Origin of the sequence: Pseudoalteromonas sp. DY56-GL22 (genome assembly GCF_041414715.1) — a bacterium.
Taxonomy (GTDB): domain Bacteria; phylum Pseudomonadota; class Gammaproteobacteria; order Enterobacterales; family Alteromonadaceae; genus Pseudoalteromonas; species Pseudoalteromonas simplex.
Map to the genome: position 1 here is coordinate 26,820 of NZ_JANHZR010000005.1, position 15,703 is coordinate 42,522.

The window sequence follows — 15,703 nt, forward strand, 5'->3', positions numbered from 1 at the left end:
AAAAGAAGCGTTTTATTCAAAGCGCTTCTATTAATTTATTTTCTAATGCAATCTTTATTAAGTTTATAACTTCATCAGTGCTGATTCCAAGAATGTTAGCCAGGTCTATAACATCATTTTTTCCGTCACAGTAAGCTAAAATATTAAGAAGATTCCTAGCAATATTTGATGAACCTTTTTTGCTAAGAGTTGGATACAAGTTATATTTGCTTAATTTAGGTTCACATAACTTAGTTGTAATATACTTGTGATTTTTTTCAAATAATTGAATACACTTCTTAGCAAAGTCTAGCCCACCTTTTAAACCAGAGGGGGTCATAAAAGTTAAGTCATCTAATGAAGTATGGTACTCAGGATAAACTCCATACTTTGTCCTCATTATAGAAGTAATTGGTAAATCGATATTGGGTGCACAATATTGGCGTTCATCACTTCCTCTTTTTAAAAAAGAGTATATCTTTGCGTCATTTTTATAGTTTTCACTTAATACCTTTTGAACGACTTTGTCACTCAAGTTATCGCCATAACGTGATTGTACAGTTGAATAGTCGCCGTCATCCCCTATGCATGTTAAAACTAAGCCTGCAGTAATATTATTTTTTAAATGTTCTAAATTACGGCTTAAATAGGTGATAGTGCCAATAGTCTCGGTTGTAAAAACAAAGCGATAACTATAAAAGTTACTCTCACTTTTTGCTAACCAGTTGATCAAAGCCAAAGAGACAAGGGGGCCTGAAAGTTCATTATTTGCGAGTGAGGGGTGACAAACATAACTAGATATTAAAATTTCTTTTTTACTTTTACCCGGGATAAGAAGTTCTGCATAGGTTAAGGAACCATCGAAATGATTACTGTTAATGAATACGTGGTAATCATCTTCAGTTAGAGACTTTCTTTGTTTGTCTGTTATGCAAAACCCCCATCGAGGCTCATAATAAGATGTAACATAAGGAATTGCTTCAGGCTGTTCAGGCAATGAATGCAGATGTTTTTGTAGCTCATTAAGCGGGATTATTTTATCGACTTGGGTTGAGTAGCCAAGTACATGTAAATTTGAGTCTTTAAAATTTACTACGGTATTCCCTTTAGAATCTTTTATCCATGCTTCTTCTATACTCCACTCTTTAGGAACAGTCCAATCAAATACTGGGGTACCGGAACGTACCTCATGCCTAACTAATGAGTACCCCTCAATATAATTATCAATAATATCTAAAGTCTTTCTAACACCATTACCGGTAATGCTTCTGCAAATAGGAAATAACTCCTGTGCGATTTGATGTAGTGCTTCTCCGTCTAATTCTTTAAAGTTTGACATAGTAGACTCCAATCTAAAGGGGTTCCTGCATTAATATTTTGTTTTGCTGTACACTTTAATACTTTGTTTTTGTTTTTTGGGGGTAAGCCATGGCCAGGGCGAATACTTCTTATCATGTCACTAGTGATAAGTTGTCCTTTTGGGATATCTTTAACAGCATATAGTGAACGGAAGTTTTTGCGTGGTGACGAGTTACTGTAGTCAACCTTACCAATAGTGGCGAAACCGTTTCGTAATTTATCAGTGAATTCTTTCATTAGGGAAATAGGTAAAGAAAACTCAGAGTCAATTGCTCCGTCTTTTTGACTTACGGTAATATGCTTTTCGATCATCGAAGCGCCGTTGGCAATAGCAATAAGAGAACATATTTCATCCGTACTATGGTCAGAAAGCCCAATAGGGATTTCAAAGCTTTGTTGCATATCAGCGATTGTTGATAAGTTAAATTTGTCATAAGGGGCAGGGTAGTTACTTATACAATGCATTAAACCGATATTTCTATTCCCTACTTTTTTACATGTGTCTAATACCTCTTCTATCCCAACTTTATCTATGATACCGGTTGAAATAATCACAGGTTTTAGCGTTTTAGCAGCCGCCTCAATTAAATCTAGGTCCATTGCTTCAAAAGAAGCAATTTTGTATGCAGGGCAGCCTAATTCTTCTAAAATACAAAGTCCCTGATAAGAAAATACGGAAGAAAATAGAGTGATACCTATCTCTTTCGCATAATCAAATAAATTGGGGAGCCACTCCTTAGGGGTTGCACCTTGTTCATAAAGTTCAAACAAGCTACGATCTTTCCACAAACCACTTTTTACAATGAAGTCACCTTCACTGATATCCAATGTCATATCATTAGCAGTAAAGTATTGAATTTTTACAGCATCAAAACCATTTTCTTTCGCTGCTAATATTAACTTCTTAGCACGATCAATCTCATTGTCATGATTACCTGATATCTCTGCAATTAAATAAGGTTTTGAGTAGTTTTGAATGTTGAAATTATCTATTACAATTGATTTATTAAACATAGTGTTAGCTTGCCTGGTCTTCTATGAATTTTCTGAGGTTAATAGTGTGTTTTATTGCAAAGTTACCCGAAACATCAGCTTTTTCGGGTATATCACTTACAACAGTTGAACCAATTCTAACCTTTGCTTTATCTCCAATTTTAACCCAGTTTGATATCGTACAATTGGCGCCAATCCACACATCACTTCCTATCGTTGATCTACCAGCAATATTTGAGTTACCACTAATTTCTGTGGATTGTCCGATAACAACATCATGAGCAATGTTTACGCCAATTCCTATGTGGCAATAATCACCGATAAGTGTTTTTCCCGAGTAAAACAATCCTTTTGAAATGTTTGAATTTGCATGTATGTAGCATCCTTTACCAATAATGACTGAACCATAATGAGTAATATGCTTTTTTATGCCATTTATTGACTTCGCAAGCATTCCTTCGGTACTAATAGTGCAGTTTTGGGCTATGTATGCACCATCATTTAACACCGTGTTTTTTCCAATATATGCTCCTGAACATATGGTTGTATTATGACCAATGTGAACAGGAGGGCAAATAACAGCATTTTCACTAATTGAAGCTGTTGGGCTCACATAGTGGGTTATTAAATCTTTTGTCGAGAAGTAAGTATTATGAATGTAATGAAATAGATCATCGAATCTATTAGTTGTTATCACCGCTTTATCAGTCTGAATGATTACTTCAGGAGCTATTATGCAAATTACATTGCTATTGTTTATAGCTTGTTGGAAGTATTTTTTATTTGCTGCGAGTACAATGCACTTTTCTCCTGTTCCCCAACAAAAATCTGTACATTTTGCTTGAATGTCACTATCAATATTCTGTGTTTTAATATCATCAAATACAGATAAAATTTCGTTTAAAGGGATTTTGATCATGTAAGCAATACCTCTGCTATTCTTTTTGCTGCTAACCCATCGATAAGTGGCTTCCGTGGTTTTTTAAGAGAAATGTTATTCAGAAGTTCCTTGAAGGGTTGCCCACTTATTTTGCTTGTTAGACAACCTAAACTATGTGCTAAGCCTGATTGTTGCCAAGAGTTAGCTATTTTTATTTGATTCTCAGCGAAGTAGCCACAACTAAATGGTATACCAATATATGCCATTTCATAGCTTAAGGTGCCTGCAGAAACAATAGCATAATGACAGCGTTTTATTATTTCTGAATAATCACTTAAGTCAACATGAGTTGTAATGTTAGCGTTGTTTAGTTTTTCTACTAAAGGAACTGAGCTAGATAAGGATGATGCTACAAGGTGGATCTCACCTTTGTATACCCTACTAACCTGGTTGATTATGCTGGCGGCAACACCATTATCATTACCACCGCCCATGCAAACAAATACACCCTCACCCTCTAAAGGTTTAGTAACCAAATTAGGGTTTATGATGGCAAATTTAGCGCCGCAAAGCAGCTTGATTTCTCTATTTAGTACCGCCTTTTTGTACCAGCCTTTATTCGCACAAGGGTTTATATTTATTACAAACTTACCTAAATAACTTCCTTCGCACTTAAAATCATATTGACCAAACATAATCCCATAGGAAGTTAGAGTTTCCTGGAAGATCACATCACATTGATAATGATCAATTAAAAGTTTGGGAATATTCTTTTCAATACATATTTGCGCAATTTCACCAGCATCTGAAAAGCTACTATTTATTTTTATGACCTCATCAAAGTATAGATCTATAAATGAGTTATTGAAATTTTTTCCGACAATTGCAATGGTTTTTTGTTTTCTTTTTTTTAGTTCTTTAGCTATTTCATTGCATCGGTTAAGGTGTCCATAACCAACACTTGAGTTAGCATCAAAATTAAATCCAATAGCCATTAATTCTGTTTCATTGCTTTATAATACAATTCAGCTCTAACCCAATCATCTTGAGTATCTATATCATGAACTAAATAGTGAGGTAATATATGTATTAGTGCGTCAGATGAATCTATAACTTTTTTAATTTCCTTATCGTTGATTGTTTTATACCAATAAAACTGTCCAGCGTCATGGTAAGCTTTCTGTAAATCTTGCGATCTGTTGCTCACGTGTTGAGGAAATAAAAGCTCAAGTCCGTTTTCTGTCTGGGTAAATCCCCTATATGGGCTGTAATGGAATTCAGTAGCACTGAAACAAGCATTTTTCTTGTTTGACTGATTGAGCATATCAAATGAATTTATCAACTGTTCTGGATTTATAAATGGAGTAGTTGGGTAAATACAGCAAATGTAATCAATGTTTTGTGTTTGCTCAAAAAAGTTTAAGGCATCTTGAACTACTTCTCTGGTAGGAGCGAAATCATCAGCTAGTGCAGGGTCACGCATGAAGGGAACCTCAGCGCCAAATTGCTTTGCTATTTCAGCTATTTCAAAACAGTCAGTAGATACAACCACCTTGTCAAATAAACCACTGCTAATAGCTGTTGTTATTGCGTACCCGATAATAGGTTTACCGCAGAACAGCTTAATATTTTTTTTGGGTATTCTCTTACTCCCACCACGGGCAGGAATGATCGCTATTTTCATTTATTGTCCAGTCTTTATTCGTGTAAGCCACACTCACGCTTTAATCCAAAAAAGCGTGTTTGTTCTATGCTTTCTACTTCATATATTGATTTAGTAGTGTGAGTATCACCGATTGAAATATATCCCTTATGCCACAGGGGGTTGTACTCTAGAGAGTTATCTTTTATGTAGCTATCAATATCTTCGGAGGTCCAATCTAGAATAGGAGACACTTTGTATCGATTATTTGATAATTCAACAAACATTTTTTGTTCACGTGTGGGTGACTGTTCCTTCCTTATTCCGGAGAACCATGTTGCCGCATGTAAATCATTTAATGCGCGTTGCATAGGCTCAACTTTCCGGTTTTGATTGTAAAGTTCCAAGCCCTCTAAACCATTTTCCCAAACTTTTCCAAATTTTTTTTCGTATTTTTCTCTATCGAGCAATGGCCTAAATGTTTTCAAATTTAAGTTAAGTGTAGATGTTAGGTGTTTTGAAAATTCAATTGTCTCATCAAATAGGTAACCCGTATCAATAAAAACAACTAAAATATCAGGCTTATGGAATGTCATTAAATGGAGCATAACGGCAGCTTGGGCACCGAAACTAGTACTAACGATATGTTGTTTAGGTAAGTTTTTTAGAGCCCAGCTTATACGTTGGCTAGCATTCCAGCTAACCATGCGTTTATTGATTAAGTCGATATCTATATTTGTGTCCAACATCATAACTCCATCACTTCAGAATTAAATTACTTTTAATTATATCGGCCGAAGTTTAGAAAAATTTATTTGAGATGAATTGAGCACAAAGTATCAGAGCGCAACCCTAGTCTAAGTGTCTCTAGAGAGATAACATCTTCATATGCAATATTTCCCATATTTACATCTCGGCCATATTGCTTAATCATGAAAACTTGGTGGGCTTTTTTGGGGGCTTCAAAGATTAATTTGTCGATTTCAACACCTGATTCCATTACCTCCTCGACTAATCCCATTCTTATTTCGCCATCACCTCGATATAAGCCAGCTGTTCCACTTTCTCTTCCTTCTAAAATAATACTTTTTGCTCCAGCATTAATTTCACTTTTTATTTGCTCTACCCACTTTGATGGAGAAACAACCACCTTATCATCTTTACTGCCCACTTCAGAAAGCACAGTAAAGTCTTTGGCAAATCGGCTAATTAGTTCGTTTTTTTCTTTTTGTGGGATTGAAATTGTACCGTCAGATATTTCAATTAAAGATAATTTATGTTGTTTAAGAAAATCGATGTATTCATCCACTTTATTAGTCAAGTAACAATATTCGAACAAGGTACCACCAAGGCAAGGTTCTATACCATGAGATTTAATTAAATCTAATTTTGCTTCTAAATTGGGAGTAATTAATGATGTTCCCCAGCCAAGTTTGATAACATCTATGAATTCACCGCAGGCTTCTAATTGCATTTTGAGCTGCTCTAAACCCAACCCCTTATCAAGCACATTAGTTTTACCTGTTTGGCGCGGTTTAGTTGGTCTTTGGTCGATGAGTTTCATATCTAATCCTTTTTTAAAATATATGATAGCTTAAGCATTATCTATGCCTGAATTACTGTATCTGTTTGTTTTATTTTACTTCATAATAGATTAGGTTTTAGCAAAAATACTTATTTTTTAACTGATTTGATATCTAGGAGCTTAGTTGAGTAAATTAACATCACTTAATGCTGAAGTTTTAGTTATCGGTGCAGGCATCGCTGGTTGTTGCGCTGCGTTAGAGGCAGCTTATGCAGGTAAGAAAGTAATTTTAATATCAAAGATTCCGCCTCTACACTCTCATTCAGTCAGTGCCAGAGGAGGGGTAAATGTTGCCATAAATGAACCCGATGCTTTTGCTCATATAAATGACTGTCTTAATGCGGGTAGAGGAGTTGCTAGTAAAGACTGTATTGAGTATATGTGCGAGTCTGCTCCTGAAAATCTTCATTGGTTAGAAAAATTAGGTGTGCAGTTTAGTAAAGATGAGTCAGGGCACTACAAAAACAAAGCCTTCGGGGGGTCTAATATTCCCAGAGCTTGCTTTAGTAAAGATAGGACCGGGCTTGCGATTATGGTCGCTTTAATCAAGCAAATAAAAAAGAATGAACTAATCACCTTACTAGATCAGATGATGGCTGTAGAGTTAATCCAAGAAACTTGTCAAGTTATTGGCGCTCAAGTTTTACACTTGCGGAATACTCAGTTATTCAAAGTTTTTGCTAATTCAGTGGTATTGTCTACTGGGGGAGGTTTGAATAGCTATAAATATAATACAAATGCTGTTTCTACAACTGGTGATGGCCTGTCCCTCGCATTCAATGCTGGTGCTGCATTAAGGCATATGGAATTTGTTCAGTTTCACCCTTTGGGTTTACGAAATAGTGGTATACAAATACCTGAACCTGTACTTGGTGCTGGTGGTAAAATAGTCTCAATTTCAAATGACAATGTTATGTCACGTTACTATCCAGAGAAAAAGGAGTTGGCTGGTAGAGATAAAGTGTCTATAGCAATTGCAAAAGAATTAAGTAATCACCCAGGCTCTGAACTCTATCTTGACTTAACAAACATTCCAGAGGAAAAAAAGTTTGCTTTGAAAGAAGCCTCTTTGATAGCGGCTACTTACCTAAATGCCGATGTAACTAAGGATAAAATTTCTATAATACCTTCAGCTCATTATTTAATGGGGGGGGTTAGTTGTAATATTAATGGTCAAGTTCTTAATTATATGGGCGATATAATAAATGGTTTATTTGTTGCGGGTGAAGCTGCTTGTAATGGTGTGCATGGTGCAAACCGAATCGGTGGGAATTCGTTGCTTGAAGTTGTTGTCTTTGGCCGTCTAGCTGGACAAAATGCTGCAAAGTTCCAAAAAAAGGCTAATTACCAAAATGCCTCTTTCAAGGAGTTTACTTTTCCGTTTGGGGATAGCAAAGAGAAAATGGGAGAAATTCTGAGCACTTTGAAAGCGACAATGTCTCAAAACGCCGGAGTAATAAGAAATGAAAATGGGTTGAAAGAGCAATTGAAAATATTAGCCGACTTGAATCAAAGGTATTTAGATATAAAAATTAGCGACCGCACTCACTTTTATAATCAGCAAATAAAACAATATGTTGAACTTAAAAATATGCTTTTAATCTCAGAGGCTATATGTCGAGCGGCTCTTTGTAGGCCTGAATCAAGAGGAGCCCATTATCGTGATGACTTCCCATCAGAAGGCAATTTTTTTGAAATGGCTACACTAACCTATAAACATGAGTTAGGTGGAATGGCATGTGAGTTAATTAGGATTTCATAATTAATGAACACAATAACATTAAACATTTATCGTTTTAACAAAGAAACAGTGAGTCCATCAATCTTACAACCTTTCACTCTTAGCTATAGCAATGAAGAGACTCTTCTCGATTTGCTTATGAGAGTCCTGTATGAATTTGATAGCACTCTGGCTTTCGATAAAAACTGCCGAATAGGGTTGTGTGGTAGTTGTCGTTTAAAAGTTAATGGCAAAGTGATGTTAGCTTGCAGTGAAAATGTAGCAAAGTTAGTTTCCGAATTTGGCAATGAGCTTGAAATAACCCCTTACAATTGCACGAAAGTTGTTCGTGACCTGATCGTAGAACCGCAGTTTGAAAACTGTTCAGAAATAGAGGTGAAATAATGAGTAATAGTTTTTTAGGTGCGGGTTCTCGCTTTAAAGAAGGTCCAGATCAACGCTTATATAACAGTGCATTTCAATATGAACTTGAATGTAGCCCATATATTATGAGCAACTTAAGTATAGCGGATATGAGTCATGTCATGACTTTAATTCAAGGGGGAGTAATTTCTTCATCAAAAGGAAGAAAGTTGCTATCAGGTCTTCTTGAAGTCCACCTACAAGGAACTGAAAACATTCCTTTAGATCCTGCTGTTGGAGATAGTTACAATAACAGAGATAAATATTTGCAACAGCAAATTGGCCCTGATAGTGGTTATGTTCACATCGGACGTGCTCGAAGGGAAGCTAGTACAATAGCTTGGCAAATGGTTTGCCGCGAAAAATTATTTTGCCTTCATGAAAAGTTAATTCAGTTATGTGAGGTATTTAATCACGTTGTTTCACAACATTTAAATACTTTTATGGCAGACTTTACCTATTTACAACATGCACAGCCCACTACTTTAGCCCATTATTTACAAGGGTTTCAAAGACCGCTATTAAGAGATATTGGTCGCATAGAAACAGCTATAAAAATGGTGAATTTATCTCCTGCATGTTCAGGGAGTGTTAATGGCTCTCAAATTGAGATGAATCGAGAGTTTATTGCCGAGTTGCTGGAATTTGATGGCATATTAACTCACACTCGGGATGCGATGTGGGCACCAGATATGTGTATTGATGTGATGACGAGTCTTTGTTCGATAATGACAAGCTTAAATCGAATCAGTGAAGAGTTTATTATTTGGAATAGCGCAGAATTCTCTTACCTTGAGTTAGCTGATGGCTTTACCCGCACAAGTGTCATAATGCCACAAAAGAAAAATCCATATGGGTTAGCATTCATTCGTGGTCAAGCTAGAACCTTTAATGGCATGATGACAAATATTTTATCAACAAATCAGACTATTAGTGGGCAGCCTGATAACCGACTCTATGCTTATGGAGAACTACCAAAGGCTTTAGATTATGCTATTCAGTGTGTCGACCTTTTTGCCGGGATTTTATCTACATCTAAATTTAACAAGGATAAGCTTGCAGAAGCTGCGGCTGACAAATTTATTGTTGCAACAGACTTATGCGATATGCTGGTCAAATTTTCGGACTTAGATAATCGTAGTGCTCATAAAATCATCGGTAGGGCAGTAAGGAATGCTTGTGATGAAGAGCAAGATGGTTTTACTCTTGATAGTATAAAGTTAGCAGCACAGCAGTTAAATATTGATTTGCCAAACATTCCGGATCAGGTATTTAATTCTAACATTGACATACCTTCTCTTATTTCTTTAAGGAAAGGACTTGGTAGTGCAAACCCCGAGCAGGTTAAATTAATGGTTCAGGACAGTCAAAATAGTATAGCTCAGGCACATTCGTTTCAAGAAAATTATAGAATGTCATCTTTCAATGAGCGCTTTGTGAAAAAAGTGAATCTCTTTTTGAATGAGCTAAAGGACAAATAATGTTAACAAGTATTTATACAGAAGTAGCAAACAAAAAAGGTACGAAAATAGCGGTTTCATTTGGCGATAAAGAATACAGCTATGATGAGTTTCATATAGAAATAGACAAATTCGCTACTTTTTTAAAATCAAAAAATATAAAGCCTAGTCAAAGAGTCGCAGTATCAAATTTTTCACCTGTTGAGCTCCTTTTTTCTTATTATGCTGGTGCAAAATGTGGGGTTAGCATAGTACCTATTCCCTTTATTGATCCACAGAGACTTCAGGGGGCATTGGAAACTAGTGATGCTGCATTGTTTATTGAATCTTACCCTCAATTAGAGCCAAAGAATATTGATGTTTCATTTGATCAAGAAGCTATGGTTATTTTTACTTCTGGAACGACTTCCAGCAAATTGAAAGGGGTAAGATTATCTCAGTGTGGCATCAACGATATTTGTGCATTCATGAATAGTAAGATGGAGGTTGATGAGGGAATTGCAGAATTAGTTTTTGCTTCAATAGATCATGCATTTGGTTTTGGGCGATGCCATAGTGTCCTGATGGCCGGCGGAAGAATTGTATTACCAACTCAGCTTAGTAATCCTTTATCAATTTCATCATTGTTTAGTAAGTATGATTGTAATGCATTATCAACGGCACCTTCTTTGTTAGCAGCTTTACTACAAGTAGGCAAAAGTGAGTTGGCGGCAGTTGCAGACAACCTAAAATGGCTACAAACTGGCGCAATGAGATTTGATCACTTTTTCCGAATTGAATTATGTAATTCACTGCCTAAAACAAGAATATTTCTCCATTATGGGTTAAGTGAAGCTATGCGAGTAACATTCTTTGAGCTAAACCGTAATTTAGATAAGGTCAAGACCGAAGGACCTGCTTCAGAATGCTCTGAGTTAAAAATTATTGATGATCAAGGCTGCGCTTTACCCCCTTTCGAAAGTGGACGAATAGCAATTAGAGGAAGTAATTTATGCTTAGGGTATCTCGATGATGAGCTATGGAATAGTCAGCTTCAAGATGGTTGGTTTATAACTTCTGATGTTGGGTACTTAGATGAGCAAGGTTATCTAGTCTTTTCAGGAAGAAGTGATGATGTAATAAATTATAATGGTGTTTTAGTGCACCCTGATGAAATAGAATCTAAACTGGTGACGTTATTTAAGAGCAATGCTTTTACAGTACTTGGTATGGAAGATCCCAGTAAAGTTAAAGATAGTATTATTGTTTTATGTGTAGAAGGAGAAACTAAAGTAACTCTCAAGGATGTAGCAAAACATTTGAAAGATACTGATTCAAATTTTAGACCGAATAAGCTATTTACATTAAGTGAGCTACCACGAACACGTTCTGGTAAAGTAAGTAGAGCATTAATTAAAAAGCATTTATGTGAGCAATATGAAAAGTAAACAAATCATAAAAGAGTTAATTTTAATTCAAAACCCAAGTGTGGATCTTAGTAACGAAGCGGATTTTTCATCAAGCTTTGCTGAACTTGGACTGGATTCTATAGATGTTATGACTATAGTCTTAAAAATTAAGAGAGAGCTAGGTATAGACATCAACGATGAACAGTTGTCTAAGTTAGGTACTGTTTCTGAGTTAATAGAGTTTTTAGATAATAAATAAATGCATTAAGCTTGGTAGGGGCGACTATTCGGTGGCTCCGCAAGCCAACTGTAAATATCATCTCTCATCAGCTCAGTCGTTGCTTTATAAAACTCTCTCATATTGAAGCCCCAGACGCTGCCATGGCACATTTTAGAGTGATTCAATTTAAATTGTTTTTCGAAATTTTCAAATATTTTGACATTTTTATCTCTTTTTATATCGCAGTTTAGATACGTTACTAGATGATAAAAAGCTTTCATTTTTGTGTGCTGCCCAGTTTCAATTGGATGTATGAACTCTTTTGTATACCTGTAAGGTACGTTCATGTCAGACTCACATTGGTGAACAAGGCTGACAATTTGTTTTGGGTGAATACCTACGGAAATAAAAATACTGTTAAGCTCCAGCATCCTAGAAAATGGAGTGTGCATACCATAACTATGGGGAGCTGTGTTTTCGCAAATATAAGAAGCTTCTTTTCCTATAGCAGTGCGAGACGAGAAAGGGTGAAGCTGTCTAATGCTTCCTGTTTGATTTCTGATAAATTCGCTAAAAGCACCGGTTTCAGAAGGTGTATTTTTTAGTGAAAATGGAATGTTAGTATTACAAAGTGAAAAGCTATGGGTTGGCACTACAATTGTACCTTCTGGGCCTATCAAATCCATAATCACCTTAAGATGTAAATTTAACAGCTCGAACTTACTCAAAGAAAGAGAAATACCAACTTTTGTGATATCTCCAGTAACATAAACAACTTTTCCTTCTGTGATACCAACAGAAGAGTATGCCTGTTTTAAACTTTCGTAAGATATGTCTGCTAACATGAAAGCTCTAATTCCTTGTTTAATTCACTAGGTTAAAGAATTCCGTAATTACAGCTTTTTGCTCATCTGCTGTCATAGTTGGGTGCAGAGGAATAGTAACAGCCTGTTTGTAGTAGGTTTCTGCATTAGGGAAATCACCGTCAGAAAAGCCTAAAGCTTGATAATAAGGCTGTAAATGGATAGGTATATAGTGCAAGTGAGCAATAATTCCTTGCTCGCGCATGCCTGTAATGACTGACTTGTGTTTTTCTATATCACACTGTGTTAAACGAACAATATATAAATGGTAGCTAGAGTAACACTCATTCGATTGTGTTAAATGAGCTACCGTTGAGTTTGCAAATGCATGGTTATATGTTGTTGCAATGTCGTTTCGCACTGATACAAAGTTGTCTAGCTGCTTTAACTGACTCAGTCCTAAAGCGGCTTGCATATCAGTCATTCTATAATTAAAACCAAGCTCTAACTGTTGATAATACCAAGGGCCGTGACTTGACTCGGTCATTTCTTCAGGAATATTAGTAATACCATGACTTCGCAAGCGGCTCATTTTTTTGTTGAGCCCAGCGCAGTTGGTAACCGCCATACCCCCTTCAGCAGATGTAATTATCTTGACTGGATGAAAGCTAAACACAGTAATATCTGAATAAACACAGCTGCCAACAGGCTTATCTTTGTACTTGGCGCCAATAGCATGCGAGGCATCTTCAATAACCTTAAAACCATACTCTTTGGCAAGTGCATTGATTGCTGCCATATCGCATGACTGACCAGCTAGATGAACAGGGATCACGACTTTAGGGAGTTGCTGGCTTTGTTTGGCTAATGTCAGTTTTTCTTTAAGCGCTGCAACAGACATATTGCCAGTTTCAAGGTCGATATCAACAAAGTCGACCTCTGCGCCACAATACAGCGCGCAGTTACTCGATGCGACAAAGGAGATTGGCGACGTCCATACAATGTCGCCTTTACCTACGTCTAAGGCAAGGCAAGCAATATGTAACGCTGAAGTCGCACTGTTAGTAGCACAGGCATAGTGAGCACCACAATATTCTGCAATGGCACTTTCAAATGCTGGAACAGCAGGTCCTTGCGTTAGCCAGTCAGACTTTAAGACATCAATTACGGCGTTGATGTCATCTTGAGAAATACTTTGTTTGCCGTAAGGAATTACCTTATTCGCCATAATGAAGTATTACAGTAACGCTTTGACATTGAAGTTTTTAATTTCTTCAATGCTCATATAATCAGGGTTATCTAGTGAGTTATACTCGAAACCTTGGGCAACTTGCTCGCCTTTTTCACCCAGTGCATTTTCAGTAAAATCATTGCTACGACTACTGAATTTAATACCCGGAGCGATAACAAAGTGATCGCTATATTCGTACGTTTCAAAGCATAAGTCGGCAGGACACATAACTTCGTGTAACTTTTCACCAGGGCGAATACCGATTATTTTAATTGGTAAGTCAGGTGCCATGGCTTTGGCAAGATCAGTAATACGAATTGAAGGGATCTTTGGAACGAAAATTTCACCACCTAACATACGCTCAAAGTTAGTTAATACAAAATCAACACCTTGTTGCAGGCTGATCCAAAAGCGAGTCATTTCTTCATGAGTAATTGGTATATGGTCGCGGCCTTGGTCGATAAACTTTTGGAAAATAGGCACAACAGAGCCACGCGAACACACTACATTACCGTATCTTACTACAGCAAAGGTTGTTTTATGGCCGCCAGCAATATTGTTAGCAGCAACAAATAACTTGTCTGATGCAAGTTTAGTCGCACCATATAAATTGATTGGGTTCGCGGCTTTATCAGTTGACAGTGCAATGACTTTTTCTACGTTATTATCAAGGGCGGCATCAATAACGTTTTCAGCACCATTAATATTGGTTTTGATACATTCCATTGGGTTGTATTCAGCGGCGGGTACTTGTTTTAATGCTGCAGCGTGAATCACATAGTTTACGCCACGCATAGCACGACGAAGCCTTTCTTTATCGCGTACATCACCAATGAAGTATCGCATACAGGGTTGGTCAAACTCTTGCTGCATTTCAAACTGCTTTAGTTCGTCCCGTGAGAAGATAATGATCTTCTTAGGTTTATAGCGTTCTAGTAGCGTTTTGACGTATTTTTTGCCGAATGAACCAGTACCACCGGTAATTAAAATCGTTTTATTGTCGAACATAGCGTTACCTAAGTTATTTATCATTGGCGTAGTTATTTATAAAAGTGAAATACGCAAAGTGAGAATTTTGACACAATTCTCAGTAATTTAACTATTAACTAATACACTAGCAAGTCAGATGCCAAGTTAATTTATCTAAACCATGGTACAAAGTACAAAATTTGGCAAATTAAGCTATAATTTAAGCAATCGGTTTGTCGGAGGCCGCCATGAAAATTCAATCACCCAATACCGGGTTTTTAAACCAAACTCAGCAAACGGGCAATAAGCTTGCTGAGCAACTAGCATCAGGTAAAAAAGTAAATTCAGCGGCAGATGATGCCGCTGCATTGCAAATTATTGATAGACTAACATCGCAACAAGATGGCTACAGTCAAGCAATTAACAATGCGTACGATGGTATTTCTTACTCGCAAGTAACAGAGTCAAATCTATCTGGTGTAAATGATGCCGTTTCTCGCATTCGAGAGCTGTCTATTCAAGCGGGTAATGGTGCGCTCACAGATAGTGATAGGGCTGCACTCCAAGAAGAAGTGTCGCAATTACAAACGCAAATATCAGAAACATTTGAAAATGCCACATTCGGTGGTAAACCTTTATTTGATGGTGAGCAAGTGTCGTTTCAAGTGGGTCCTGATGCTAACACCACACAATCAGTGACGCCATCTGATGGTAGTATTGCTTCAGTTATTGCGGGAATCGATATTTCAACCCAAGCAGGAGCTCAAGCTGCGATTGATATTAGCGACCAAGCAGCTGAAGAAATTAACACGCAAAGAGCTGAGCTAGGCGCTTTTCAAAACACCTTGGCGAGTACGATAAAAGGTTTAGGTAACCAGCGAGAGAGCATTGCTGCGAGCCAAAGCCGAATAGAAGATACTGACTATGCAAAAGCTGTGTCTGATCAAGTAGCTAATGATATTTTATCGCAAGCATCGATTGCCCTACGTGGTCAGGCAAATCGTTCAGCCGAATCTATATTAGGCTTGCTTTAATTCTTTAGTATTAAATT

The 15,703-nt window shown here is 36.9% G+C and carries 16 protein-coding genes; 6 read left to right on the top strand and 10 right to left on the bottom strand.

Going from position 1 to position 15,703, the window contains the following annotated elements:
* Positions 1–16 precede the first annotated feature (16 nt).
* From NO991_RS12225 to NO991_RS12255, 7 genes are all read right to left on the bottom strand, one after another.
* A complete protein-coding gene (locus NO991_RS12225) occupies positions 17–1,318 on the bottom strand; it encodes a DUF4910 domain-containing protein (protein WP_371352063.1) in 1,302 nt (433 codons plus the stop codon).
* Complete coding sequence (pseI, locus tag NO991_RS12230; RefSeq protein WP_138619183.1) at positions 1,297–2,352, bottom strand: pseudaminic acid synthase; 1,056 nt, start codon at positions 2,350–2,352, stop codon at positions 1,297–1,299. Before pseI ends, NO991_RS12225 begins: the two co-directional genes overlap by 22 nt.
* A 4-nt stretch (positions 2,353–2,356) precedes the next feature.
* The gene (locus tag NO991_RS12235) at positions 2,357–3,250 is read right to left on the bottom strand and encodes a DapH/DapD/GlmU-related protein (RefSeq protein ID WP_371352064.1); all 894 of its coding nucleotides are present in this window, start codon (positions 3,248–3,250) and stop codon (positions 2,357–2,359) included.
* On the bottom strand, positions 3,247–4,206 hold the full coding sequence (locus NO991_RS12240; protein WP_371352065.1) for a hypothetical protein: 960 nt from the start codon (positions 4,204–4,206) through the stop codon (positions 3,247–3,249). Before NO991_RS12240 ends, NO991_RS12235 begins: the two co-directional genes overlap by 4 nt.
* Positions 4,206–4,895 (bottom strand): pseudaminic acid cytidylyltransferase, encoded by a 690-nt coding sequence (pseF, locus tag NO991_RS12245; protein ID WP_294413444.1) that lies wholly within the window; start codon positions 4,893–4,895, stop codon positions 4,206–4,208. Before pseF ends, NO991_RS12240 begins: the two co-directional genes overlap by 1 nt.
* Positions 4,896–4,909: 14 nt before the next feature.
* Positions 4,910–5,602 (bottom strand): phosphoadenylyl-sulfate reductase, encoded by a 693-nt coding sequence (locus NO991_RS12250; protein ID WP_371352066.1) that lies wholly within the window; start codon positions 5,600–5,602, stop codon positions 4,910–4,912.
* Between the two features lie 62 nt (positions 5,603–5,664).
* Positions 5,665–6,417: a phosphosulfolactate synthase gene (locus NO991_RS12255; protein ID WP_138619173.1), complete on the bottom strand. Its 753-nt coding sequence runs from the start codon at positions 6,415–6,417 to the stop codon at positions 5,665–5,667.
* Between the two features lie 145 nt (positions 6,418–6,562).
* Between NO991_RS12255 and NO991_RS12260 the strand changes: the two genes are divergently transcribed.
* From NO991_RS12260 to NO991_RS12280, 5 genes are read left to right on the top strand one after another with little or no spacing between them, the layout of a single operon-like run.
* Positions 6,563–8,200, top strand: coding sequence for an L-aspartate oxidase (locus NO991_RS12260; protein ID WP_371352068.1), 1,638 nt, complete (start codon positions 6,563–6,565; stop codon positions 8,198–8,200).
* A 3-nt stretch (positions 8,201–8,203) separates the two neighbouring features.
* On the top strand, positions 8,204–8,563 hold the full coding sequence (locus NO991_RS12265; RefSeq protein ID WP_138619169.1) for a 2Fe-2S iron-sulfur cluster-binding protein: 360 nt from the start codon (positions 8,204–8,206) through the stop codon (positions 8,561–8,563).
* Positions 8,563–10,062 (top strand): argininosuccinate lyase, encoded by a 1,500-nt coding sequence (locus tag NO991_RS12270; protein WP_300543701.1) that lies wholly within the window; start codon positions 8,563–8,565, stop codon positions 10,060–10,062. Before NO991_RS12265 ends, NO991_RS12270 begins: the two co-directional genes overlap by 1 nt.
* Entirely contained in the window at positions 10,062–11,468 is a 1,407-nt protein-coding gene (locus NO991_RS12275) for a class I adenylate-forming enzyme family protein (RefSeq protein ID WP_138619165.1), read from the top strand. The genes NO991_RS12270 and NO991_RS12275 overlap by 1 nt, the downstream gene beginning before the upstream one ends.
* On the top strand, positions 11,458–11,688 hold the full coding sequence (locus NO991_RS12280; RefSeq protein WP_339980780.1) for an acyl carrier protein: 231 nt from the start codon (positions 11,458–11,460) through the stop codon (positions 11,686–11,688). The genes NO991_RS12275 and NO991_RS12280 overlap by 11 nt, the downstream gene beginning before the upstream one ends.
* A 5-nt stretch (positions 11,689–11,693) precedes the next feature.
* Here the strand turns inward: NO991_RS12280 and NO991_RS12285 are convergent, their stop codons facing one another.
* The 3 genes from NO991_RS12285 to pseB are packed head-to-tail and all read right to left on the bottom strand — an operon-like array spanning position 11,694 to position 14,691.
* Positions 11,694–12,494 (bottom strand): AAC(3) family N-acetyltransferase, encoded by an 801-nt coding sequence (locus tag NO991_RS12285; RefSeq protein ID WP_371352069.1) that lies wholly within the window; start codon positions 12,492–12,494, stop codon positions 11,694–11,696.
* 19 nt (positions 12,495–12,513) lie between these two features.
* On the bottom strand, positions 12,514–13,680 hold the full coding sequence (pseC, locus tag NO991_RS12290) for a UDP-4-amino-4,6-dideoxy-N-acetyl-beta-L-altrosamine transaminase (RefSeq protein ID WP_371352070.1): 1,167 nt from the start codon (positions 13,678–13,680) through the stop codon (positions 12,514–12,516).
* 9 nt (positions 13,681–13,689) lie between these two features.
* Positions 13,690–14,691, bottom strand: a complete 1,002-nt coding sequence (gene pseB, locus NO991_RS12295; protein WP_138619159.1) for a UDP-N-acetylglucosamine 4,6-dehydratase (inverting) — start codon at positions 14,689–14,691, stop codon at positions 13,690–13,692.
* Positions 14,692–14,900: 209 nt separating this feature from the next.
* On the opposite strand from pseB, the gene NO991_RS12300 reads away from it, so the two are divergent.
* On the top strand, positions 14,901–15,686 hold the full coding sequence (locus NO991_RS12300) for a flagellin (protein WP_300543689.1): 786 nt from the start codon (positions 14,901–14,903) through the stop codon (positions 15,684–15,686).
* Positions 15,687–15,703: the final 17 nt, after the last annotated feature.